This window comes from Streptomyces sp. NPDC048664 (assembly GCF_040650555.1).
In the GTDB taxonomy this organism is placed as follows: domain Bacteria; phylum Actinomycetota; class Actinomycetes; order Streptomycetales; family Streptomycetaceae; genus Streptomyces.
This window is the reverse complement of record NZ_JBEZHK010000013.1, coordinates 116,892-138,942: the sequence shown is the minus strand read 5'-3', so window position 1 is coordinate 138,942 and position 22,051 is coordinate 116,892. Positions and strand designations below refer to the sequence as shown.

At 69.9% G+C, this 22,051-nt stretch carries 23 protein-coding genes and 2 pseudogenes; 19 read left to right on the top strand and 6 right to left on the bottom strand.

Going from position 1 to position 22,051, the window contains the following annotated elements; translation table 11 throughout:
* Positions 1–3: 3 nt before the first annotated feature.
* From AB0C59_RS16945 to AB0C59_RS16925, 5 genes are all read right to left on the bottom strand, one after another.
* Positions 4–492, bottom strand: coding sequence for a gamma-glutamylcyclotransferase family protein (locus tag AB0C59_RS16945; protein ID WP_363005148.1), 489 nt, complete (start codon positions 490–492; stop codon positions 4–6).
* Between the two features lie 13 nt (positions 493–505).
* Positions 506–1,078, bottom strand: coding sequence for a GNAT family N-acetyltransferase (locus AB0C59_RS16940; RefSeq protein WP_363005146.1), 573 nt, complete (start codon positions 1,076–1,078; stop codon positions 506–508).
* A complete protein-coding gene (locus AB0C59_RS16935; protein WP_053761305.1) occupies positions 1,075–2,394 on the bottom strand; it encodes a hypothetical protein in 1,320 nt (439 codons plus the stop codon). Before AB0C59_RS16935 ends, AB0C59_RS16940 begins: the two co-directional genes overlap by 4 nt.
* Positions 2,395–3,282: 888 nt before the next feature.
* Positions 3,283–3,771: a TrmO family methyltransferase gene (locus AB0C59_RS16930; protein ID WP_363005144.1), complete on the bottom strand. Its 489-nt coding sequence runs from the start codon at positions 3,769–3,771 to the stop codon at positions 3,283–3,285.
* Between the two features lie 75 nt (positions 3,772–3,846).
* A complete protein-coding gene (locus tag AB0C59_RS16925; protein WP_363005142.1) occupies positions 3,847–5,232 on the bottom strand; it encodes a Tat pathway signal protein in 1,386 nt (461 codons plus the stop codon).
* A 210-nt stretch (positions 5,233–5,442) separates the two neighbouring features.
* On the opposite strand from AB0C59_RS16925, the gene AB0C59_RS16920 reads away from it, so the two are divergent.
* The 19 genes and pseudogenes from AB0C59_RS16920 to AB0C59_RS16830 form a co-directional block, all read left to right on the top strand.
* A complete protein-coding gene (locus tag AB0C59_RS16920; protein ID WP_363005140.1) occupies positions 5,443–5,976 on the top strand; it encodes an ATP-binding protein in 534 nt (177 codons plus the stop codon).
* Positions 5,892–6,284: pseudogene (locus tag AB0C59_RS16915) on the top strand (DUF6415 family natural product biosynthesis protein); the annotation flags it as partial. The gene AB0C59_RS16920 and the pseudogene AB0C59_RS16915, both read left to right, overlap by 85 nt.
* Before the next feature lie 3 nt (positions 6,285–6,287).
* A complete protein-coding gene (locus AB0C59_RS16910) occupies positions 6,288–6,518 on the top strand; it encodes a DUF5999 family protein (protein WP_363005219.1) in 231 nt (76 codons plus the stop codon).
* On the top strand, positions 6,515–7,015 hold the full coding sequence (locus AB0C59_RS16905) for a DUF6302 family protein (RefSeq protein ID WP_363005138.1): 501 nt from the start codon (positions 6,515–6,517) through the stop codon (positions 7,013–7,015). Before AB0C59_RS16910 ends, AB0C59_RS16905 begins: the two co-directional genes overlap by 4 nt.
* A gap of 821 nt (positions 7,016–7,836) precedes the next feature.
* Entirely contained in the window at positions 7,837–8,754 is a 918-nt protein-coding gene (locus AB0C59_RS16900; RefSeq protein WP_363005136.1) for a Scr1 family TA system antitoxin-like transcriptional regulator, read from the top strand.
* A gap of 118 nt (positions 8,755–8,872) precedes the next feature.
* Positions 8,873–10,735, top strand: a complete 1,863-nt coding sequence (locus tag AB0C59_RS16895) for a glycoside hydrolase family 15 protein (protein ID WP_363005134.1) — start codon at positions 8,873–8,875, stop codon at positions 10,733–10,735.
* Between the two features lie 139 nt (positions 10,736–10,874).
* Positions 10,875–12,200 carry an ATP-binding protein gene (locus AB0C59_RS16890; protein WP_363005132.1) on the top strand — a complete coding sequence of 442 codons (1,326 nt, stop codon included), beginning with the start codon at positions 10,875–10,877 and terminating at the stop codon, positions 12,198–12,200.
* Positions 12,193–12,624 (top strand): roadblock/LC7 domain-containing protein, encoded by a 432-nt coding sequence (locus tag AB0C59_RS16885; RefSeq protein ID WP_363005130.1) that lies wholly within the window; start codon positions 12,193–12,195, stop codon positions 12,622–12,624. Before AB0C59_RS16890 ends, AB0C59_RS16885 begins: the two co-directional genes overlap by 8 nt.
* Positions 12,625–12,650: 26 nt before the next feature.
* Positions 12,651–12,977, top strand: coding sequence for a DUF742 domain-containing protein (locus AB0C59_RS16880; protein WP_363005128.1), 327 nt, complete (start codon positions 12,651–12,653; stop codon positions 12,975–12,977).
* Positions 12,958–13,557, top strand: coding sequence for an ATP/GTP-binding protein (locus AB0C59_RS16875; protein WP_363005126.1), 600 nt, complete (start codon positions 12,958–12,960; stop codon positions 13,555–13,557). Before AB0C59_RS16880 ends, AB0C59_RS16875 begins: the two co-directional genes overlap by 20 nt.
* Positions 13,554–14,804, top strand: a complete 1,251-nt coding sequence (locus tag AB0C59_RS16870; RefSeq protein ID WP_363005124.1) for a cytochrome P450 — start codon at positions 13,554–13,556, stop codon at positions 14,802–14,804. Before AB0C59_RS16875 ends, AB0C59_RS16870 begins: the two co-directional genes overlap by 4 nt.
* Positions 14,801–16,036, top strand: a complete 1,236-nt coding sequence (locus AB0C59_RS16865) for a cytochrome P450 (RefSeq protein WP_363005122.1) — start codon at positions 14,801–14,803, stop codon at positions 16,034–16,036. Before AB0C59_RS16870 ends, AB0C59_RS16865 begins: the two co-directional genes overlap by 4 nt.
* A 91-nt stretch (positions 16,037–16,127) precedes the next feature.
* Positions 16,128–16,634, top strand: coding sequence for a helix-turn-helix transcriptional regulator (locus AB0C59_RS16860; RefSeq protein ID WP_053761321.1), 507 nt, complete (start codon positions 16,128–16,130; stop codon positions 16,632–16,634).
* Positions 16,634–17,215 (top strand): hypothetical protein, encoded by a 582-nt coding sequence (locus tag AB0C59_RS16855; protein WP_363005120.1) that lies wholly within the window; start codon positions 16,634–16,636, stop codon positions 17,213–17,215. Before AB0C59_RS16860 ends, AB0C59_RS16855 begins: the two co-directional genes overlap by 1 nt.
* Positions 17,212–17,751, top strand: a complete 540-nt coding sequence (locus AB0C59_RS16850; RefSeq protein WP_363005118.1) for a hypothetical protein — start codon at positions 17,212–17,214, stop codon at positions 17,749–17,751. Before AB0C59_RS16855 ends, AB0C59_RS16850 begins: the two co-directional genes overlap by 4 nt.
* A gap of 34 nt (positions 17,752–17,785) precedes the next feature.
* Positions 17,786–18,391: a DUF6624 domain-containing protein gene (locus tag AB0C59_RS16845; protein WP_363005116.1), complete on the top strand. Its 606-nt coding sequence runs from the start codon at positions 17,786–17,788 to the stop codon at positions 18,389–18,391.
* A gap of 66 nt (positions 18,392–18,457) precedes the next feature.
* Entirely contained in the window at positions 18,458–19,372 is a 915-nt protein-coding gene (locus AB0C59_RS16840) for an endonuclease/exonuclease/phosphatase family protein (RefSeq protein ID WP_331724581.1), read from the top strand.
* A gap of 24 nt (positions 19,373–19,396) precedes the next feature.
* On the top strand, positions 19,397–20,293 hold the full coding sequence (locus AB0C59_RS16835) for an endonuclease/exonuclease/phosphatase family protein (RefSeq protein ID WP_331724582.1): 897 nt from the start codon (positions 19,397–19,399) through the stop codon (positions 20,291–20,293).
* Between the two features lie 3 nt (positions 20,294–20,296).
* A pseudogene (locus tag AB0C59_RS16830) lies at positions 20,297–20,527 on the top strand (DUF6302 family protein); the annotation flags it as partial.
* A gap of 51 nt (positions 20,528–20,578) precedes the next feature.
* On the opposite strand, the gene AB0C59_RS16825 reads toward AB0C59_RS16830, so the two are convergent.
* Positions 20,579–21,901, bottom strand: coding sequence for an XRE family transcriptional regulator (locus tag AB0C59_RS16825; RefSeq protein WP_363005114.1), 1,323 nt, complete (start codon positions 21,899–21,901; stop codon positions 20,579–20,581).
* Positions 21,902–22,051: the final 150 nt, after the last annotated feature.

Here is a 22,051-nt window from a genome sequence, read left to right as displayed (position 1 = left end):
CGTCTACTCGCCCTTCGGCCGCCCTGCGGCCAGCCCAGGGGCAAGCCGCGCGCAGCGGGCTGCGTAGGCGGCGAGATGCCGGGCTTCGAATTCCGCGGCATCCCAGTCATCCACTCGTACATCGCCTCCAGGCCATATGTACGCCCAACCCCACCGCCCGTTGGACAGCGGCAACTCTCGCAGCTCGTATCGAGCGTCCTCGAACGCGTCGAGGATGCGCCACTCCTGGTTGCTCAGGTCGGTCAGGACCACCCCGGAGGCAACGTCGGCGGACGTTCCAGCGACGAGGCCTGGGTAGACGCGGCCTTCGAGCGCGGCAGCGCGGTAGCCCGGCGCGGATGCCGGAGACTGCTGCGGGACTCGGCCCAGCAGGGCCCGGAGGACGGCGTCGAAACGGAGCGTGCCGTAGCAGAACAGCACGTCGGGGCGTTGCGAGAGTCGGTCCCGGCGCCCAGTGGCTTCCGGGGCCGAGGTGGTTATGGTTTGCGTCATGTGCTTTCCGGTCTTAGTGGGAGGTCAGGTACATCGCGTCGTAGACGGGTGATTCTGGGGCGTGCTTGATCTGGCCCAGGATCGTGTACCCCCACCGGAGATAGGCACTGCGTGCGGGCTCATTGTCCTCGATGCACGTCAGGGCTGTGACGTTCTCCTCCCGGCCGGAAATGACCGTGTCGTGGATCTGGCGACCGAGACCGCGATTCTGCTGCGCGGGCAGCACCATCAGCTCCCGCAGCCAGAAGATGCCGCCAGAGTCGGCGAGCTCCTGCAGCCGGGCCGGCCGCCGGGTGCCGAGGGACGTCCACCAGGGCTTGTCATGGGGCAGGGTGGCACCGTGGACGTATCCGACGATCCGACCGTCCAGCCGGGCTGTCACCGTCTCGAAGCCTTCAGTGTCGAAGGCAGCCTCGAGACGGCTCCGAAAGGAGTCGACGGAGAAGAAGGGGTCACCGATGTAGGGGGGCGTGTCGTACACCGTGGCGTAGACGTCGACCAGCTCGGTGAGTATCGCCTTCGCTGACTGCGCATCGTGCCGCTGGAACTCCGGGTCCACCGTCTGCACTCTCCTTTGCTTGCTCACGCGACGTGAGTACGGATCTGTTCGAGTAGGTCCCCCACCCCGCGGGCGCGTCGATGGGGAATCAAGCCGTCATGAACGATCGTCAACTGCGCGGTCGTTCGCGTAGAAGACATCCCGCTCTCCACGAGTCGGAGTGCCTGTGTCGCGGCGGCCAGACCGTGGTCAACGTCGCCGTTCTGCACGGCCGCAACCGAAAGCCGGCCGAGGCACATTCCGCGGTTCCTGGAGTGGGCGACATCCTGAAGCGCCTCAGACCGTGCGAGAAGGTCTTGGGCTCGGGCCACCTGGCCGAGGTCGAGCCGGCACATGCCCTCCAGACACGTCAGCTCGGCGAGGTTGAGGAAGTGCGCCCAGTCCGGGTCCAGTTCGTGGTCTCCGTGCTCCCATTCCTGCCAGGCGCGCTTGATGGCCGCCTCGCAGTTGAAGACGTCCCCGACGCGTGCGTGTCCCTGAGCCTCCCGGATAGCCAGAAGTGCGGTGACGCGGCTGGGTGCGTTCCAGAGTTCGGCGTGCCGCTGTCCGAGCTTGGCGAAGCGCACGGCTTCGCGTCCCTTGTTCAGGTCGACGGCTTGTCTGGCCATGTTGCTGAGGGTGCGGCTGGCCAACACGTCGTCGCTGGTGTAGTTGGCCGCGTTGAGGGCCTCGGAGAAGTACTGGCGGGCCTGGGTCTGCAGCCCTGCGTCGTAGCAGAACCATCCGAGCGACGTTGTGAGCTTCCCTGCGAGTGCGTGCAGCCGCTGTCCCAGAGCGTCGTCGTAGATACCGCGGTCGATCATGTGATGGGTCCAGAGCAGATGGGCCCGGGTCGGTCGCCATAGTCGATTCGCGCCGAACTGCTGGTCGATCGCATAGTTGTCGTCGGCGGCGCCAGACAGCAGTTCGACTTCCTCCGGCGAGATGCGCCACTCGCCGGCGCGGTTGGCGCTCGTGGTCGTCTCGGCCAGCCATGGGGGCGGCGCCTCATCGGTGAGAGGACTGGAGCCGGCCGCGACCAGGAGGGGGCCAGGTGACGCCTGGCTGATCATGGGCACCGGTGTGAGAACCAGAGGGCCACCGCGGTCCCCATCCGTTGGAGGGCGGAACCCCAGTTCCTCGACGGGGCACTTCCAGTAGGCGGCCAGCACCGCCCGACTGTCGGGGTGCGGCCAGGGCGGAGGTTCGGCGTTCTCCCACTTGGAGTACTGGCGGAGCGTGAAGGTGGGCGCCTTGCTCAAGCGTCCCTCTGCATGAAGGCGTCGGGCAAGAGCGGAGAGTTCCTGGACGACCTCTTCCTGCGTGCGGTTCGCACGGGTGCGTAACCGCTTGAGTTCACGCATGGCCACCTCCTCACCGTCTGGATGGCCTCACGGTAGCGACTTCGACCGCCTTGCGTGAGGGTTCGTCAACTGAATGCCCTGGTCAGAGGGAAAGGGCTGGCGAAAGGGCGGCCAAAGGGCATGTAAGAGGCCGCCAGAGTTCCGGGTAAAAGACCTGTTCACCGCTCCAGCCCTTCGCTGCACTAGGTCACGTTGCAGACACCCTGCGTTTGGTCGTGATGCTGGAGGGCTCATGGAGACCGGCGAGATGGCTGACGCCGAGAGCGCGGCACTGTCCGTGTGGTTCTCCGCGGCTACGCCGTGCCCGGCTACATCGACGGGCCTGTGGCGGACGAATCCGCACCTCCCGCGACGACTTGAGTGCGGCGTCACCTTCGACATCGTGCTGGCGGACCGGCATCTGATCGAGGCGGCCTATCGGCTCCTTGCCGAGTACGAACAGCCTCTCGGGCCCGCTGTGGCGTTCACCAGCCTTCGCTCTGCCGCCGTGCTCGTGCCGTGCGGCACGAACGAGAGCTGGAGCAGTTTGATGGCGGCCTCCCAGTGGCCGGGCAGACTTCCCCGGCCGGCCTGCCTCGGCAAGCGCCACGCCATTCTTGTACCCGCCCCGGCCCCACGATCGGGAGCCGGAGTAGCACGGTGGCTTGTCCCACCCGATGACGAGCAGGTGATCGGCGGGACGCCGCTGCTGACGAGCCCTGCTCCCCTCGCCCGCTGCCTTGCCGAGGCTCTTGCCCTTCATCTCCCTTTGGAACGATCGCCTCTGAGCCGTGCCATGACAGCGGTCAGGTCCGTGCTGCCATCATCCAGGAGGCCGTGATGGCGACGGCACTCACGCACATGCTGCGCGCGGCTCCATTCGGGCAAGTGACTGGGAAGCAGGACGGCTCAGGGGCGCTCGTCTGCTCGCTTCCAGTAGTTCCGAAGCATGTCAGTGGGCCATTCCGGCTGGTGCACGGGTCCGCGGGGCAGCATTTCCTGGAAGACCGGCGCCAGGTCGATGACGGGAGTCCCAGCGTCCGCGTCCAGGTCCGCAACGTGCAGATCCCGTCCGTCGACTCGCAGCAGTCGCGGGTAGGAGGTGCCGATTCGGGCCGGCCTCCTGTGATTGCGGTGGACGAGGCCTCCGGTGGCCGGCCAGTCCGGATTCCCGCGGGGGCTCCGCGGCTCAAGCTCAATGTCGTTGTCCGACCCCAGGCTGAAGTGCCAGACGACCTCCAGGTGGCTGAACTCATCGATGCCCTGGAGGGCACTCTCCGGGATGCTCGGCACGAGACGGATGATCGACTCGACTCCGCCTTTGTAGTCGTCAAGACGGCCGGTCTGGCCTCCTACGACCGTGGCGATCACCGGCAGCTGGATGTGCTGGTCGAACACGCTTCACCTCTCGTGGGTCTTCTCCCGCGGCGCCGAGAGATGGGCTCTCTGCGCCGGGTTTCCTTACCGTACGGGTTACTTGTCCGCGAGGACCGCTCGGGCTCGCGCGTCGAGGTCTGCGGCTGGCCCACCGCCTCGGCGGAGGACGGGACTCAGTGCTCGGCGCATCTGCACCACGGTCTCCCGTGCCCGCCCGGACTGGACGCCGGTCATCGTGTCGAGCGCTTGGCGCCACGTCGCGCAGGCCGCATCGAGTTGCCCCTGCCGGACCTGAACCTCACCCAGGTATCCCAAGGTCACGGAGTGAGTCCTCTTGAACTGCCTCCGACGGGTGCGAACACTGCGCTTGAACTCGCGTTCGGCGCCCTTCAGGTCGCCCAGATCCCGCAGCGCGGCTGCGGTTTCATGGGCGAGACTTGCCTCTCCGAAAAACCACACCCGGGCGGGCTCGTCGCCGGTGTCGCTGGCGCGGCCCAGGTCGGACTCCGCGCGGTTGAGCGCCACCGCGGCCCGCTTCTTGTCGCCGGCGGCGGCAAGCCCTCGAGCGTGGACGACACCCAGCAGGGCCTTCTCCCGCCAGCAGGCTTCGGTGTAACGGCGGCCGGAGAGGGATCCCTCGGCCAGGCGTACGGCTTCCGCCGGCTGGTGCAGGTCCACAGCCTGGTGGGCCATGGCCCGCAGTACGTGCCCGGCGAGCGGCGCGTCGCCAGCCTCCTCGGCCAACTGCGTTGCGAGGGTCAGCCACCGCAGCGCGATGGGGTGCTCCCCGGCGTCGAAACTCGTCCAGCCCGCGAGGTAGGCCAGTTCGGCAGCGGCCGACGTCATGTCCAAGCGCAGATTGTCGGACGGGAATCGTGCGGCCAGGAGTTCGGCAACGTCGGTGCGCAGGTAAGCGACCAGGGCGGCGCGTCCCACACCGCGGCCGCCGCGCTGCTGGTCCCGCTGAGACAAGAAGGCCGTCATCTCGCGCACGCTTGCGACGTCCTCGGCCGTGACCGTGTGCTGCGACAGCGGCTTGCGAGTGCGGGCGCGATCGGCGGCCTCCTGCCACCAGGTCTCGGAGGGCAGGGCCAGGCCGGCGACCGAGTAGGCCGACTGTGCCAGCACCTGGCGCCGAGCTATGTCCATGTCCGTGCTCCCGAGGGTCGCCAGCGTCGCGAGGGTGTCGACGCTCCACGCCGGCGCCTGCGGGTCGGCGGCGTCGTCCGGTGCCAGCCCAATGTCGGTCAGCGTGATGGTGCGACCGAGGCCGCGGGAGAGCGTCTCGGCCAAGATATGCGCTGCTCGGCCCTCCGGGATGGCGCCGCCGATCCAGCGAGCGATGCGGGACTGGTCGTAGCGCAGAAGTTCAGTTGCACCGTTCTCCGCGGCAACAGCCCGGAAGCGAGCAGCCAGTTGCCGCTGCGACACGCCCCATTCCTGGATGACGGCTTCCAGCCGGGTGTTGCGTGTGCGCCCCATGGGTGTGCGCCCCCGTCCCCGAAACGATCTTGCATCACGTGCATCGCTTTGCCGAGCCTGCCTGCATTCCCATCGGCCCCGGCACGCGGTTGTCTCGTGAAGACGATATTCCTCCAACCCGCAGGCGGCGTACCGGAATCGGCCACGTCATGCCCACGATCTCGGACGGTGACCGGAATTGGCCCCAGCCGGGGCCGGGAAAGGCAGCTGATGAACGTGCAGTACCCGATGGGCGGCCTTCGTGGGGCGCGCACCATTTCGGTGGTGCGCGGCGGCCGGAAAGCGATCGCCCCTCCGTCCGAAAGCGACAGCACCCCGACCTGCCGGACCCGTGACTTCCAGATGGCCACAGAGATCCCAGCCCAGGCGGAGGCCGTCGCCGGAGCGCGTCATCAGCTCGGCACGCTGCTCGAGCGCTCCGGACTGTCCGAATGCGCTGACACAGTCATGCTCGTCGCCCAGGAACTGATGGTGAACGCCATGGTCCACGGGTGCGGAAACAAGCCGGCGCTCCGATTCGCCGTACGGGCCACGCATGGGCACGGATGTCTGCGGGTGGAGGTGGAGGACCCCTCGATCGAGCAACCTCATCCGCGGCCGCCGTCCGCGGATGAGGAGGGCGGCCGCGGGCTGCACCTGGTCGATTCCCTGGTCACCCGATGGGGAACCGACAGCTCCGCACCGGGGCCTGGCAAGACAGTCTGGTTCGAGCTGGACCTGGCTTCCAAGGAGGCCGCGTCGTGAGTCTCCTCCACCTCGGCCGTCGCCCGGCCTCCTCCCCCTCCGTCACCCCCCGGTCGGTGATCGCCGCTGCGGAGGAGACGTTGTCGATGGTGTTGTCGGACGGCGCACCGACTCCCGAGACCGACCAAGACATCCACGACTTGATGCTGCGGCTACGGGGTCACCTCATGCAGCTGGGGGCGATGGCGCCCGACCGATCCCGTGCTGTCGCCGAGGTGATGAAGATGGCCCGACAGCGTGAGGCCGAAGTGCCGGACAGCTGCGCCCGGGCCCTGATGCCCCTGGCGAAGTTCGCGACGGCCGTGCGCACGGTGCTCTGGACCCTTCGAGCAGAAGGGGCGTTATGTGAGCACTCGACCCCGTGCCCGCCAGCGAGCGCAGCCGATCACCTGGCGGCAAGCGTCTTGGTCGGGCACCCCGAGGCCGGCTGGAGCGTGCTGTGCAACGGCGTGATCCTTTTCGAGGACACGGGATACCTCCTGCCAACAGGCGGCGCTGTCGGCCCGCGACGGCCTCAACCAGGTGGGGCGGTGACGACATGACCCCGTCGCCCCCGTCCCCCGTCCAGCATCTGGACGTACGGATTCTCCCCGCGACGGCTGCCTGCGACTACGAGTTCTGGGAGGCCAGACTCATCAGCCCCCATCTTCTGCGTGATGCGGTAGCCGTGGCGCTGCACCGCCTCCCGCTACTGGCAGTCCCGGTCGGCGCGGACCGCCGCAGTGGTCACATGGACATGCTCGACCCGGGCTTCGCCCAAGTGCTCGCGCACGTTCTGCGGGGACGTCCCGGATTCGAGCGGCCTGTCGCCTCCGGCCGGCTCGTGCGTTGGGGCGATCCGATGCCGGACAACCTCGCCCCGGACGCACACCGCCGATTCCAGGGCCTGCGTGAGCATCCCAGGCGCCCGGCTTCCATACTGCCCCCCGCCGGACACGGGGGGCACGACTTGGGTCTTCCCCCGCCCAAGTCGCCGCCCGGAAGACAGCCCACTCCTCCCCGGGCCGTCGTCCAGGCCGGCGCCGCGCCCACCCCCTGACGCTCGCGGCGCCCCGTCCCGTTCTGGTGCCGCACCGGCCCCCTACGGCGCGGCACCAGAACACCCCTCACTCACTGGAGCCACCCTCATGACCTTAGGTAGTGACTTTCCGTGGAACATCGCTCTCAGCGAGCGCCCGCCTGCCGTCGTTCCGTCGGATGCTGGCGTGGTGCGCGTGGGCCTAGCGCTCGGGCTGCGCGCGATCGACGCCCTGGTCGCTGACGGCTCGGATGTCGGGCCGGTGAAGTACTGCCTGCTCCACCACAGGCTCCTGGTGCCGGTGGAACCCGGCTCCGTCCACCGGTGGAGGGCCGCGCACTCCGACTGCGTCCCCGCACCCAGGTCCTGGGGCTGTGACGCCAGCGGCTACCGCGGCTGTTCGGGCCTATGGGTTACCCGCCCCGGCACACCCCTGATCGAAGCCACCGCAGCCGAGGCGCTGCACGATGCACTCAGCCGGACCCGCGCCGGCCTGAGTTCAGCCCTCAGCGCGCCCTACCCGCGTCACCGGCAGGTGTGCCGTGCCTAAGCCTGTGTCGAGGAGCAAGCGTTCGTCGGCCTGGCGTCCCAGCCGTGGTCAGCTGCGCATCCTCACCTTCACCCTCGCGATGGCCACCGTCATCTGTGCCGCATCCGTCCCGAGGCAGTGATGGCTCCCACCGGATTGGCGCGCTGATCGTGACGGCCATGGGCGCCCTGGCGCACTTCGACCTCAGGCGAACCGCTCGGCGAACCCCGCCCACGCCCGGAGACCGCCCGCCGTCCCCGCCACATGCCCCCTCCTGACCTGCCCGAACACTCCACGCAAGGACCACTCCGCCATGCTTCACGCTGCTCCGTCGCCACCGGCCGAGGCTCCGCAGCCTCCTGCCCGGATCGTGATGGGCCTCTACCTGCGGTACCTGCGCGAGACGAAGGGCATCACGCTGGAGGCTGCGGCCCACGCCGTCAGGATGTCCACATCAGCCGTCAGCCGGTGGGAGCGGGCCCAGTCCCCTATACGGCCGGGCGTGCTGCACACGCTCCTACGGCTGTACGGCGCTGCGGGCGATCACACGGACTTCCTGGTGAGCAGCCTGCCGCCGCGGGCCTACACCCGCGGCGTGCACGAGGAACGGGGCTACGTCCGGCGTGCCCCGCACGACTGCTGGGCGGATGTGGTCCGTGATGAGGCGACGGCCCGCTACATCGCCGTGATGCGGACGGCGAGCGAGGTCACCCAGTTCTGCATGATGGCCCCGGCGGGTCTGCGAACCCAGGAATACGCGCGGGCGGTTCTTGCCCCGGAGGTGTGTGCCACCCCCGATGAGCCCGTGTTGGGACTTCCGTCGTGGGTTCACCGCGTCCCGTGGGTAGCCGACCAGCGGCGGACCGTGCTCCTGGACGAGACCGTGCTCACCAGGGGAAGCCGCCAGTCAGCGGTGATCGCCGAGCAGCTTCGGCATCTGGCTGGCCTCGTGAGCCGGGAGGAGCCCGGCCGCGGCCTGGCTGTCCGCATCCTGCCGATGAACCCGGTCCTGTTCATCCACACAGTCGGCCCGGTCGCCGAGGTGACCGTCCATGGGCACCGCATGGTGGCTGGCGTCGGCCTCTTCCCCAGCTACGAGACCGGCTCCCGTGTCGCCCACCTTGTCAGCGCCGGCCTGCGGGAAGCCGTGGACGCCGCTTGGACCCGCGAACAGACCCGCGAGGAGCTCGCCTGCGCGGCTGAGGCCATGGAGCGGAGGGCCGCCTCATGAACGTCGCCCCCAACGGGCCCGTGACCACCGCCTCCTGGCGTCGCCCCGCTCCCTTGCACGAACGCTTCGACAAATCCCACGCCTACGCCATCCTCGCCTCGCCTGGAGACCGCACTTCATGACCACCGCGACGCCGATCCCCCACGCACCGTCGGTGCGCCGTCCGCGCATCGAGGACTACGCCCTCATCGGAGACATGCAGACCGCTGCCCTGGTCTGCCGGGACGGCAGTGTCGACTGGCTGTGCCTGCCGCGCTTCGACTCGGCCGCCGTCTTCGCCGGCCTACTCGGCACCGACGAGCACGGGTTCTGGCGGATAGCCCCCACCGTTCCTGCGGGCGAGCCCGCCGCGCACGCGAACCGCCGCCGCTACCGCGGGCAGACGCTGATTCTCGAGTCCGAGTGGGACACCGCGACCGGCACGGTCCGCGTGCTCGACCTGATGCCGCCGCGTCACGAGCACGGTCCGCAGCTAATCCGGATCGTGGAGGGTGTCTCCGGCACGCTGGAGATGACGTCGACACTGAGCCCACGTGTCGGCTACGGCCGGCGCACGCCGTGGATCTACGACACGGACGGGCGGACGGCCGCGGTGTCCGGACCCGACGCGCTCTGGCTCGACACGTCCGTGCCGGGAACGGAGAAGGATGGTGCGGTCCACCACCGCTTCACCGTCACGGCGGGCGCGTGGGTGGCCTTCACCCTGAGCTGGCAACCGTCCCACGTTTCCGCGCCCGAGGTTCCCGATGCCGAGGCGGCGCTCACGCAGACAAGCGCATTCTGGGAAGCCTGGGCCGGGCAGCTGGTCTACGACGGCCCGCACCGCGAGCCGGTGATCCGGTCTCTGATCACGCTGAAGGCGCTCACGTACGCCCCCACCGGGGGAATCGTCGCTGCCCCGACGACCTCCCTGCCCGAAGAACTCGGCGGGGAGCGCAACTTCGACTACCGCTACGTGTGGCTGCGGGACGCCGCGGTCACGCTGTCCGCGCTGCTGCGGACCGGATGCCGCGACGAGGCGATCGCGTGGCGGCGGTGGCTGCTGCGCACGCTCGGCGGCGATCCGGAGAACCTGCAGATCATGTACCGCCTTGACGGGCGCCGCGACATGCCCGAGCGGGAGCTGCACTGGCTGTCCGGATACGAAGGCTCGAGCCCGGTCCGTGTCGGCAACGGCGCAGTAGACCAGCTGCAGTTAGACGTGCCCGGTGAGGTCATCGAGACGCTGGCTCTGGCGCACGAGCACGGCGTAGCCCGGTGCGAGAACACCGAGAGCTTGATCATGAAGCTCGTCGACTTCGTCCGACGGCACTGGCGCAAGCCGGACGACGGGATCTGGGAGGTCCGCGGCGGCCGACGGCACTTCACGCACTCCAAGATCATGTGCTGGGTGGCCATCGACCGCGCGGTCCGCCTCGCCGACCAGGGAGTACTCGACGCCGACCTGGCCGAGCTAGTGAGCCTGCGTGAGGAGATCCACGCCGAGGTGTGCGCGCGCGCCTTCGACTCGCAGCGCAATACGTTCACTCAGTCGTACGGCTCCAAGGAACTGGACGCCTCGCTCCTGCTGCTGCCCCACACCGGGTTCCTGCCGGCCGACGACCCGCGGGTGGTCGGCACGGTCGACGCCGTCCGCAGGGAACTCGCCTCCGACGGCGTCCTGGTCCACCGCTACCGCACGGACGGCCGGCATGTGGGCATGGACGGATTCTCGGGCGACGAGGGCGCGTTCCTTCTGTGCTCGTTCTGGCTGGTCGACGCGCTCGCCCTCACCGGCCGACCGGATGAGGCCGAGGCACTGTTCGAGCAACTGTTGTCGCTGCGCAGCGACGTGGGCCTGCTCGCCGAGGAGTACGACCCTGTCGCGAATCGGCAGTTGGGCAACTTCCCTCAGGCGTACTCGATGCTCGGGCTCACCAACAGCGCCGTCCTGCTGGCCGAGATCCGCAAGACGGCGGCCGCGCCGGTGATCGCCGCGTGAGCACACCGAAGAGCGTCGCCGGTCCGGGCTCCTGGTCGTCTTGGCCCGGTCAGCTCACAGGCCGCACGCCAGTTCTCCAGCCGCGTCTCTGCGCCGCCGCGCGCCGCCCACAGCCGACCCCGACGTGTGAGGAATCCCCATGCTCGATCCGCAGGTGACTACGGCCATATTGGGTGTCGGCTTCGCCGCCACGTCAGCCGGTCTCTTCGCGCAGACCCGCGCCAAGCGTCTTCTGGCTTCGCGCTGCGCGGGGCTGGAGAAGCAGCACGAATCCGACGGCACGCGAATTGCCGCGCTGGAGACGGAGGTTCGTTACTTCGCCGAGGTGACGATTCCCGCTCTGGTGGACGTTGTGGCGCGCGGGCACCGCGGTGTGCCGGTCCCCGGGCTCAGCCAGGAGCAGCTCGCCGGCACCGTCGTCGACCACGCGCACCAGGCCGTGAGACGGCTGCTGCAGGAGGCTGTGGCCGTCACGCGCGAGCAGATCGGACGCGCGGCCAGGTCTTCGGTGCGCGACATGATCGACGAGGCGCAGACCGGTCTACACCGCTGCCAGATGCGTGTCGTTGAGGAGATGGAGCGCCATCCCGACGGCACGGCGTACCACCAGAGCCTGATGAACTTCGATCACCTGGTCACCCAGTCGCTGCACACGCTGCAGCGCATGCGGATCCTGACCGGATCGTGGCCGGGGCTGCAGCGCGCGGACTGCACGGTTCGCGAGGTTGTGGAGTCGGCTCGCGGGCGGATCAGCGACTACCTGCGGGTCAGCTACACGTACGAGCCTCGCACCGGGGAGACCTGGCTGGAGGGGCGGGTCGTCGAGCCGGTCACCGTCGCGCTCACGGAGCTGCTGTCCAACGCCACGGCGTTTTCCGACGGCAAGGTGTTCGTCGAAGTGCAAGCGTTCCAGACCGGGTACTGCATCGTCGTCGACGACGGCGGCCTGAGCATGAACCGCTTCCAGCGAGAGGAAGCGAGCCGGGTGCTGGGGCAGCGCGAGGTCCTGGACGTCACCACCGTGCAGGACACCGGCCAGCTCGGATTTGCGGTCATCGGCCGTCTCACCAGCGAGTACGGCTTCTCTGCGGACGTCACCAGCACCTCCCCGTACGGCGGTGTGCGGGCGGTACTGCGAATCCCGCTGGAGCTGTGCGGGCACGGCCCGACCGACGAGGAGATCGAGGCCAACCGCCATGCGGCCGCGTCCCTTGCCAGGCACACATCCCTTCCCACGGGGGCTGCGGCGGCCGCCGGAGCGACAGATGCAACTCCCCTGGAGCCGACGGCTCCTGGAGGTCTGCCCCAGCGGCGGCGGCGCTCGCCGGTTGCCACCGCGCCGACCCGGGCCAGCGAGCCCGCACCGGCGGACGACCCGGATGCGTTCTCCGCCAGCCTTGCCCAGCTCGGGCGGACCATCCACGACACCGAGAACACCCCTGAAGGAGATCAACTCCATGACTGAGCAGCAGCAGCCGACCGCCGACACCCACGACATGACCTGGGTGCTCAACCGTCTCGCCGGCTCGAAGGGCGTTGAGCACGCCGTCCTGTTCACCAGCGACGGCCTAGTGCTGGCGCACTCCGAGGGACTGCACCGCGACGTGGCCGACCGGACCGCCGCCAGCTCCTCCAGCCTGTTCTCGCTGGGCCGCGGCGTCGGCGAGTTCGCGCCCACGCCCGACGACACGATCCCCCGCAAGATCATCATCGATCTTCCCGGAGCGTGCGTCCTCGTCTTCGCGGCCGGCCACAACTCGGTGCTCGCCGTCTCGGTCGGTGTGGAGATGACCGACGCCGAGGTGGCGGTCGCGTCCGCTGAGACGATCAAGGCCATCAAGGGCCTGGCCCCCGCGCTGTCCGCGCGCGCGAGGGCCCGGACCTCGTGACGCCCCGCGGCCGCCGGCGCGCCGGGATGGTACGGCCCTACACCCCCACCGAGGGCAGGGCCGTACCCACCCGTCGCACCCTGGACGTGGCCACGCTGCTGATCGCCGATCCGAACAAGCCGCTGGCCGGACTGGACGCTCACTCCCACCGCCTGATGCAGCACTGCCTGCCCGGCGTGCTGTCGCTGGCCGAGGTGAGCGCCGATCTGCAGTTGCCGGCCGCCGTGACGAAGGTCTTGGTCGCCTCCCTCGTCGACAGTGGCCACCTCCTCAGCCGCAGCCCTGTCCCCGCCGCTCAGCAGACCGACCGTCATCTGCTGGAGAGGATTCTCGATGCGCTTGAAAAGCTCTGAGGGCCACTACCTGGCGCCTGGGGTCAACCAGTCCGTGAAGGTGGTCGTGCTCGGGCCGTTCGCTGTCGGTAAGACCACCCTCGTCGGCGCCGTGTCCGAGATCCGTCCCGCCTCGACCGAAGAGCGCATGACGAAAGCTGGCGAGGCGGTTGACACCTTGCGCGGCCTGTCGGACAAGACCACCACCACCGTTGCGCTTGACTTCGGCCGGCTCACCCTGACCGACGACATCGTGCTCTACCTGTTCGGCGGCCCCGGCCAGCCCCGGTTCAGCTTCATGGTCGACGAGCTGATGCAGGGCGCACTGGGTGGCGTGGTCCTGGTCGACACCGCACGGATCACCGAGTCCTGGGACGCCATGGGACGCATGGAGGAAGCCGGCCTGCCCTACGTGGTCGCCGTCAACACCTTCGACAACTCCCCACGCTACGGCGAAGCCGAACTGCGACGCGCCCTGGACCTCACCCCTTCCACGCCCCTGGTCGAGTGCGACGTCCGGCACAGGGAGTCGGCAAAGAGGCCGCTGATCGCGCTCATCTCTCACCTGCTGTCCCGCCCCAGCCTGGAGCCCGTCTCATGACCACGCCGCCCCCGCTCGCCACCAGCGGCTGCCCCATGCTGCACGGCGCCGCATTCGCCGCCCACCCAAGCGCCGTCTACGATCAGCTGCGCGCCCAAGGCCCGGCCGGATGGGCCGAGATCGCCCCCGGCGTGCACGCCCTGGTCGTCACCGACCACCGGGCCGCCGTCACACTTCTCAACGACACCGCCGTCTACTCCAAGGACTCGCGGCTGTGGGCTGCCCTGGCACAGGGGCAGGTCCCCCCGGACAGTCCGGTGCTCGGCATGATGGCCTGGCGGCCCTCCGTCCTCTACACCGATGGTGACGAGCACGCCCGCCTGCGCTGGGCCATGGACGACTGCATCGCCCGGATCAGCCCCCACCGGCTCAGGGAGATCACCCGGCGCAGCGCGCTGAGGCTGATAGCCCGGGTCATCGCCCGCGGTCAGGCCGACCTGATGGCCGATTTCGCCGACATGGTGCCCATGCTCGTCTTCGCCGATCTCCTTGGCTGCCCGCCCGAGAAGACCGATCAGATGGTGCGCGCGTGCCAGGACCTCATCAGCGCTGGCCCCGAAGCCGCGCAGGGCGCCGCGGACTTCGCGGGACTGCTTTTCGAACTCATCCAGCTGCGCCGGGCGCGGCCCGGCCAGGACCTCACCTCCTGGATGATCAACCATGGTGCGGCGCTCAGCGACGACGAGGCGCTCAACCAGCTGTTCTGCGTCACCGGCGCCGGCCTCATCCCTGCCGCTGCCGCCACCGCCTGGACTCTGCACCTGCTGCTGCGGGACGACGAGTACGCCGGCAGCCTCGCGGCCGGCACGCTGACCGTGCGCCGGGCCCTGAGCAAAGCGCTGTGGGAGCGCGCGCCCATGGCAAACTTCTCCGTCCATTTCGCCCGATATGACACCTACCTCCACGGTGTTCCTGTACCGGGCGGTGTCCCGGTCCTGATCTCCCACGCCGCTGCGAACACCGACCCCGCACTGCCGAGCGGCCTCAGCTACGACAGCCAGGCGCACCTCGCCTGGTCGGCCGGGCCGCACCGCTGCCCCGCGATCTCCCAGGCCACCACGATCGTGCAGACCGCCGTCGAGACGATCCTCGACCAGCTGTGGGACATGACGCTGACCGATGAGAGCGCCAAACCTCTGCTGCGGCACGGCCCCTTCCACCAGTGCCCGCAGACGATGCCCGTCACCTTCCGTCCCAAGTCCGCCGACCGCATCCCCGCCACTGCTATTGCAGGAGGAACCTCGTGACCAGCAGCACCTCCCCTACCGCGGCCGTCACCCTCGACAGCAGCGGCGGCCGCGCCCTGTTCGCCCAAGCCGAGATGCTCCGTGCCGCCGGGCCCGCCGTCCGCGTCCGTCTGCCTGGCGCCGTGAGTGCCTGGGCCGTCACCCGCGGCGCCGTCGCCAAGGTGCTCCTCACCCACGACGACGTGTCCAAGGACGCCCGCAAGTCCTGGCCCTCCCACACCCCCGGCTCCATACCGTGGCTGTACCCGTGGGTGGACGTCGTGTCGATGTTCACCTCCGACGGCGCCGACCACCAGCGGCTGCGTCGGCTGGTCGATCGCGCGTTCACGCCCGCCCGGATCGAGGCCATGCGCCCCGCCATCCACGCGATCGTCACCGACCTCCTCGACCACCTGGAGACGCTCGCCTCCACCGGCCCCGTCGACCTGCGCGAGCACTTCTCCTACCCCATCCCGACCCGGGTGATCTGCGACCTCTTCGGCGTACCCGCCGAGCAGCGGCCTGAGATGCTCCGCGTGATCGACTCCGTGCTCGCTACGGACGTCACCCCCAAGGAAGCCGAGGCCATAAAGCGCGATCTCGGCCGGGCCATGCAGACCCTGATCGACACCAAGCGCAGCCACCCGGGCGAGGACATGACCAGCCTGCTGCTGGCCACCCATGAAGAGGACGGCGACCGCCTCAGCCACACCGAGCTCGTCTCCACCCTCATCCTGATGATCGGCGCCGGCAGCGAGACCGCCGTCGCGCTCATCAACGCCGCCGTCCGTGAACTCCTCGCCCACCCCGACCAGCTCGCCACCGTGCTGGCCGACCCGGCGCGCTGGAGCGACGTCATCGACGAAGCCCTCCGTCTGCACCCGCCAATCATGTACATGCCCTTGCGCTACGCCACGGCGGACATCGACCTGGGCGACGACGTCGTCATCCGCCAGGGCGACGCGATCATCATCGGCTTCGGCGCCCACGGCCTCGACCCGGACATCCACCAGAACCCCGAAGCCTTCCGCATCGACCGGGACGACAAGCAGCACCTGGCCTTCGGCTACGGCATCCACTACTGCTTGGGCGCCCGCCTCGCCAAGCTCGAAGCCGAAGAGGCCCTCCCCGCCCTGTTCCAGCGCTTCCCCCAGCTCGCTCTGATCGGCGACGTCAACGACCTCGAGCCGCAGCGGTCCTTCATCGGCACCGACGTCACCGCGCTCCCCGTCGCACTGCACCCCACGCCGTAACAGCACCGGGCGTGCCGGGGATCCCTCCTCCCCAGCGCGCGCCGACCGCCTTCGACCACCCGCCCACCCTCCCTCTGGCCCAGGACCGACCATGACCACCACCGACACCTCGCCCTCGCCCGCCCTCCTCACACGCGACCAGCAGCGCGTCGCCGCACGCCTCGTCTACGGCGGCTCCAACCAACTGATAGCCCGCCAGGTCCACTTGGCCGTGTTCACGGTGGCGAGCCACCTCGCCGCTGCCCGCCGCAAGCTCGATCGCCCGGGCTCCTCGCGCGCCGTCCTCACCCACGCCCTGCTCACGGCCCGGGAAGTGCCGCCGCCATCCGCCGGGCCTGCGCCGGAGTTCACCGAGCACGACCGGAAGGTCATCCGGGCCGTCGCCGAGCACACCCTCAACGCCGCCATCGGCGAGGCGATCGGGGTGCGCGCTGACGACGTGCGGGCGGAGATCGACGCGGTCGCCGCCAAGGCGGGCGCGTGCAACGAGGTTCACCTCGTCGGTCTGGGCCACGCCTGGGGAATCCTCGGGGAATCCGCACCGTCCGGCGCCGTCAGCGGGCCCGCGCTCGCCGCGTCCACGGCGGGAGCGGCGTGATGGGCGCCGTCGACACCCCGGTGTACGCGATGCTTCCGGTCCGCACCGGCGCAGCGAGAGCCGAGGCTGCAGCGCTCGCTCAGGAGGCCACCCGCCGGCTCGCCGACCAGGGCATCGACCATCCCGCCCGCCCGCTGGTCGCCCTCATCCAGTCGCAGGCCATCGTCACCGGCCTCTACGACGACGAGGAGCTCGTGGGGTGCCTCGTTGTGCACGTCGGCGAGAATCTGCCGCACTGGAGCCGCGCGTACCCGGGCCCTGGGGTCCGGGTATCCCTGGTTCCGCCGGTGCCGGGACACGATGACCAGGCGGCGCGGCTGCTGGCGCTGTGGCTTGCCGACCACGCGGCACAGCACGGCCTGGAGTGGGTCTGGTGGGAGATCCCGGCTGCCTCCCAGACGCGCCCGACGCTGCTGGTCTTGCTGCGTGACCTCGGGTGGGAGGATCTGCCGGCTGTCCGGCGCGCCGACGGCGAACGTGTCACACCCCTGCGGCTGCGGGCCGAGCTGCGCCCCGCGCCCACCGTGGCGATCTCCGCCTCCGCCAACGCATTTCCCTTGCCGACAGTGAGGGCCCGATGAGCCCCCAGGTAGCCACCCTGTCTGCCTCCGGCGATCCGCTGTCGCGCCGGCGGCCGCCCGACGACGTCCGTACGCTCACGCCGCGGGCTCGCGGCCAGCGCCCTGCACTGGCGCCGCTGTGGCGCCCGGCAGGGTCTCAGGCGCTCGCCGCGCAGAGGGCCGCGATCAACCAGGCCGCACTGCGGCACGCGGAGGGGCCGCCGCACGTGGTCCTGTATGCCCTCACCCGTGCAAACCTGGACCCGCCCGACGACCTCGCCGCCGCCCAGGGACACGCCGCCCGGCACTCCTTCACCGTCGCCGACCGGATCGTCGACACGCTCGACGGCCACGGGGACTGCGACGACCCCACCCTGCGGCGCGGCTACGCCCGTGCGCTGCGCCTCCTCGCCGACCCGGCCTCGCCCGTCCGCGGCGTCGTCGCCGTCAGCCGCACTTCGGTATCTCCCATCGACCGGATCTACGAGGCCCAGCTGCATTGGATTGCCGCTCGGTCAGGCGGGCTGTGGCTGGTGCGCGCCGAGACCGACATCTGACCAGCCGGACCAATCGAGAGGCAGACGCATCACGATGACTACGCCCGGCAGCCCGCCCAACTGGCCCGCCATCGGCCGCGACCTGACCACGTGGGCCGAGATCGCCAGGGAGTCGTGGCGCACGCCCGCCCACCACCGGTCCGCCACGCCTGCGGACGTGTTCGCGGCGGCCCGGAAGGCAGACGCCGACAACGCCCTCTTCCTAGGGGAGATCGTGGTCCGGTACGGCTGGCCAGGGCGGTCCCAGGTCGGTGAGAACGGATGCCAGGCCGCAGTGGCCATTGCTGTTCACGCCGATCAGGACCGCCAGCTTCAGAGCCGGTTCCTCGCCGCCTTGCACGAGGCGGCGCAGCAAGGCGAGGCGACGCCTGCCCAGTGGGCCCACTTGCAGGACCGGATGCTCGTCAACAGCGGGCAGGCGCAGCTGTACGGAACCCAGCATTGGTACCGCCCCGACGGGCTCCTCGAACCGCACCCGATCACCGATCCCGCCCAGCTCGACGCCCGCCGGGCCGACGCGGGCCTGCCGCCGTATACCGAACAGGCCCGCCGTCTGCGTGAGCGGCACGGGCCAATCGCATCCTTATCCGCCCCCGCTGCGGTGGGGCCCGCTCCTGCACCCGACGCACGCGCGGCGTGACCGCGCCACCATCCCAGCCCGAGTAGTCGGTCCTGCGAGCCGCGACCCGCCCAAGGAGATGCCCTCTTGTCCCTGGCAGAGCCCACCTTCGACAACGAAATCCGCATCGTGTGCTGGAACGTCGAGCACAACGGCCGCGGTCGGCATGGAGGGGAAGACCACCGCGACCTGGCCCGCGACATCCTCGTCTCCATCAAACCGCACGTGGTGCTGCGCCAGGAGCTGACCGGCGCTTGGGACCGCGGGAAGGCGGACCTGTACGCCGAGGCCAACCGGCTCGGCGGCCTCACGCCGTTCATGTCCGCCCCGCGGGAAGGACGCAGCCGTAACCCGGTCGGCGTGATGGTCGACCCCAACGTGTTCTTCGTCGACGGCGAGTTCGAGCACGACATGCCGTGGAAGCCGATCTGCAATCCCCGCGTCCGCCTCAAGGGCTGCGCAAAGCCGATCGACCTCGCCTCGGCACACCTGTGCCACTTCGACCCGGACCTGCGCGCGACCGAGGCGCGGCGGCTCACCACCCTCGCCGACAACTCCCGCAGCGCGCTGGTGGGGATGGACGCCAACAGCTACCCGCACCGCACGGACCTGGAATCCGTGGCGCTCCCGGACTGGGACAAGGTCGAGGACCGCGTGCACTACCAGCACCGGACCGTCGAGCGCGCCGGGCGACGTGTCTCGGACACTCGACCGGACGAGATCCTCTCCGGCGGCAACCCGGTCTTCACCGACCTCGGCCTGCACGCCGCCACGGTCCTCGGCCAGCCCGGCGCGATCGCGGCTACGGCGAGCCTGAAGCGCACCGACCAAGGGCCCGCCCAGCGCATTGACCGCATGTACTGCACCCCCGACCTTGCGCCAGCCCTGACCGCCTTCGAGGTCTTGGCGAACGACGACGTGCGAGCGGTCTCCGACCACGCCCTGCTCCTCGCGCGGTTCGACCTCGACGTCCTCCGCCGAGCCCTCGCGCCCACCCGCTGACACCTCTACCTCCGGGGGACCTTCGTGCTCATCAACGCAGCGATCTGCAATTTCGAGAACAACGGTGGTGGCGACCGCGACTTGTGGCAGCGCATGCACGACCGCCTGGCCTCGCTCGACCTGCACCTGCTCCTGCGGCAGGAGATGTGGGGCGCCCACGACAACGGCAACGAGCTCGCGGACGAGGCCGAAGCCGTGCTTGGCATGGTCGGTTTCATCGGCCGCGAGTGCTGCACCGCCGTCTACCACGACCCGAAGCTCTTCATCCCGTTCAGCGAGTACCCGAATACCGGTCCCGTGTGGGCGCTCCCGCCGACCGTGTGCAGCTTCCAGCTCGCCGGAACGGCCCCCGACGCCACCCCGCTGATCGTGGGCTCCTACCACCTCAACTACTGCTCCCCCACGACGCGCCTGGCGGAGGCCGAGTGGCTGACCAAGTGGAACGACAAGTGGGTAAGGGACGGCGACCGATACGTCCACTACCCCGCTCTGCTCGGCGGCGACAACAACAGCTACCCCGTCGTCGGAACCCCGGGGGACCCGGCCCTGCCCGCCCTGGAAGAAATCCGCGACGAGCCCCACCGGGCTCACCGTTCCTACCTCGGGGCGGACGGCGTTCGCCGGATGGACGACCGGCCCGACGACACCCTGCGCATCGCCGGCCTCCAGGACGTCGCCCGGCACCTCGTCGCGGCCACGGGCGACACCAGCGCGGTCGCGGCCACCGTCGACGCCTGCGCCACCCACGGCCCGGACGCGCGCATCGACCGGATCTACGCCAGCAAGCAGCTCCTGCCCGCCGTCCGTGAGGTCGAGGTCGTCGACATGAAGGGCCTGTCCGACCACCACACGGTCGTGGTGCGCCTGGACCGGGACGCCCTCACCGAAATCCTCAACCACCCGCTCACCCGGGCGGCGTGACCGATGTCTACGATGCGAGGCCCGCGCCTTCTATGCCCCGCCTCCCGCTGGCGCACATCGCCGCTCCGCTCTGCCACCCTTCACCCTAAGAGTGCGCTGAGGAGTACGCCTGGTTCTGGGAATGCCTCGCCGATCCGGACCTCGGACGGCGCGGTTGGTGTGAAGGTGGACGGCGCCGCACTCCTTGCGGTGCCCGCCGGCAGCAACCGCCACGGCGGCTACCTGTCGGTGGATACCGTGCCCGATGTCGTAAGCATCCGGGCGGCCCTGCGGGGCCGGCCCGGGCTACGCGACGGCGTGCAGCAGTTCAGGCACGCCCTGCGCCGTGCGGTAGGGGGTGAAGGCGGGGGCGAGATCGCGGACGAGCTGAACGCATCGCGGGGCCCCGATCCGTTCGGCCAGGCGGAGCGCTTCGAGGGCGTCGGCGGCTGCTGCTTCGGGTTCGCGACGGCTGAGATGGCCTTGCGCCCGGTACGCAAGGAAAACCCCGCGCGTCTTGTCGCGGCTGGCCGGCAGGAGCGCTTGGCCCTCGGCGATGAGGCGGTGCGCCTGTGTGGTGTCACCGAGATCGAGCAGGCAGCGACCAGAGTCGACCGCAAGGTCGGCGGTCGACATCCACGAGCACCAAGCGGGGGTGTCGTCTGTGTCCCCGGCGTTGAGCAGGCGTTCTGCCGCGTTCAGGGAGCGCAGGGTGGCGCTGCGTTCGCCGAGCGCGGCTTGGGCGCGTGCCAGTCGCAGGTGCAGCAGCGAGCCGGCGGCGGGGTGGGTGGTGCGGCTGAGGGCCTTGGTGAGGATGCCGGCGGCGGTGGTGGGGTCATCCCGCCAGGAGGCCTGGTAGGCGAGGTCGCTGAGGAGGGCCGCGCCCATGTCCCGGTCGTTGCCGACGTGAGCGTTGTGCAGCCCGGCGATCCAGTACCGGCTGGCGGCGCCATGCTGGCCATGGTCGAAGCGGATCCAGGCGACCGTCTGGGAGAGGCTCGCGGCGAGCTTGTGCAGGCGTACTCCCAGGGGGCGCGTATAGCGCTGCCCTTCGATCAGGTCGGTGACGCGGGCGAGGTGGGCGTCGTAGAGCGGCGCGATGTGCTGGCGCTGCTCGGTGGCCAGTGTGTTGAGGCGGGCGCTGGTCTCCTCCAGCAGGGCGACGACGTCTTCGCCCACCGCGGCGCCCGGGCGGGAGGGGCCGGCGGCGAGGGCCACGGGCTGGGTTCCGGCCCAGCTTCCCGCCAGGATGACGAGCGCGGATCCGGGGATGGCGCTGAGGAGGGTTCGGCGGTCCATGGTGTGCAGGGCCTCTCGCAGAGCGGGCACGATGTTGGCGGGGCCGAGCGGCACGACACCCTGGTCGACGCGGGGAAGCCAGGCGGGCCAGGCAGCAGGGTCGACGTCACCGGCCGGGAGGCCCAGGACTTCCGCGATGTAGGTCTGGGAGACGGCATCGGGCCGTACGCCGTTCACCTCCCACTTGCGCACCCGGGCCTTGTCGACGCCGGAGCGAAGTCCGCGACGGCGAGCAGCGCCGTGCATCGCCTCGGCGAACTCCACACGGTTGAACCCGCGCGCGATGCGGACTGCGGCCAGCGGGTGGGGTGTGCGCTCATCCTCGTCCACGACGAAATCCAATCAGGCAGGCACGGCCTGAGCGTACTGCCGAAGGCGGCGGGACTCCCGCGGGACTCCCGCCAACCGCTGTGGCAGCGCGCACAGTTGGCCGACACTCGATCACCCCAGCGATATCTCGGTCGCTGTGGCGCATCACCT

Bases quoted from the DNA above. Each gene is read 5' to 3' on its own strand.
- AB0C59_RS16900 (WP_363005136.1), top strand. From the start codon at position 7,837: ATGCTTCACGCTGCTCCGTCGCCACCGGCCGAGGCTCCGCAGCCTCCT.
- AB0C59_RS16895 (WP_363005134.1), top strand. From the start codon at position 8,873: ATGACCACCGCGACGCCGATCCCCCACGCACCGTCGGTGCGCCGTCCG.
- AB0C59_RS16945 (WP_363005148.1), bottom strand. From the start codon at position 492: ATGACGCAAACCATAACCACCTCGGCCCCGGAAGCCACTGGGCGCCGG.
- AB0C59_RS16885 (WP_363005130.1), top strand. From the start codon at position 12,193: ATGACTGAGCAGCAGCAGCCGACCGCCGACACCCACGACATGACCTGG.
- AB0C59_RS16920 (WP_363005140.1), top strand. From the start codon at position 5,443: ATGAACGTGCAGTACCCGATGGGCGGCCTTCGTGGGGCGCGCACCATT.
- AB0C59_RS16925 (WP_363005142.1), bottom strand. From the start codon at position 5,232: ATGGGGCGCACACGCAACACCCGGCTGGAAGCCGTCATCCAGGAATGG.
- AB0C59_RS16845 (WP_363005116.1), top strand. From the start codon at position 17,786: ATGACTACGCCCGGCAGCCCGCCCAACTGGCCCGCCATCGGCCGCGAC.
- AB0C59_RS16905 (WP_363005138.1), top strand. From the start codon at position 6,515: ATGACCCCGTCGCCCCCGTCCCCCGTCCAGCATCTGGACGTACGGATT.
- AB0C59_RS16880 (WP_363005128.1), top strand. From the start codon at position 12,651: ATGGTACGGCCCTACACCCCCACCGAGGGCAGGGCCGTACCCACCCGT.
- AB0C59_RS16850 (WP_363005118.1), top strand. From the start codon at position 17,212: ATGAGCCCCCAGGTAGCCACCCTGTCTGCCTCCGGCGATCCGCTGTCG.
- AB0C59_RS16890 (WP_363005132.1), top strand. From the start codon at position 10,875: ATGCTCGATCCGCAGGTGACTACGGCCATATTGGGTGTCGGCTTCGCC.
- AB0C59_RS16870 (WP_363005124.1), top strand. From the start codon at position 13,554: ATGACCACGCCGCCCCCGCTCGCCACCAGCGGCTGCCCCATGCTGCAC.
- AB0C59_RS16860 (WP_053761321.1), top strand. From the start codon at position 16,128: ATGACCACCACCGACACCTCGCCCTCGCCCGCCCTCCTCACACGCGAC.
- AB0C59_RS16935 (WP_053761305.1), bottom strand. From the start codon at position 2,394: ATGCGTGAACTCAAGCGGTTACGCACCCGTGCGAACCGCACGCAGGAA.
- AB0C59_RS16875 (WP_363005126.1), top strand. From the start codon at position 12,958: ATGCGCTTGAAAAGCTCTGAGGGCCACTACCTGGCGCCTGGGGTCAAC.
- AB0C59_RS16855 (WP_363005120.1), top strand. From the start codon at position 16,634: ATGGGCGCCGTCGACACCCCGGTGTACGCGATGCTTCCGGTCCGCACC.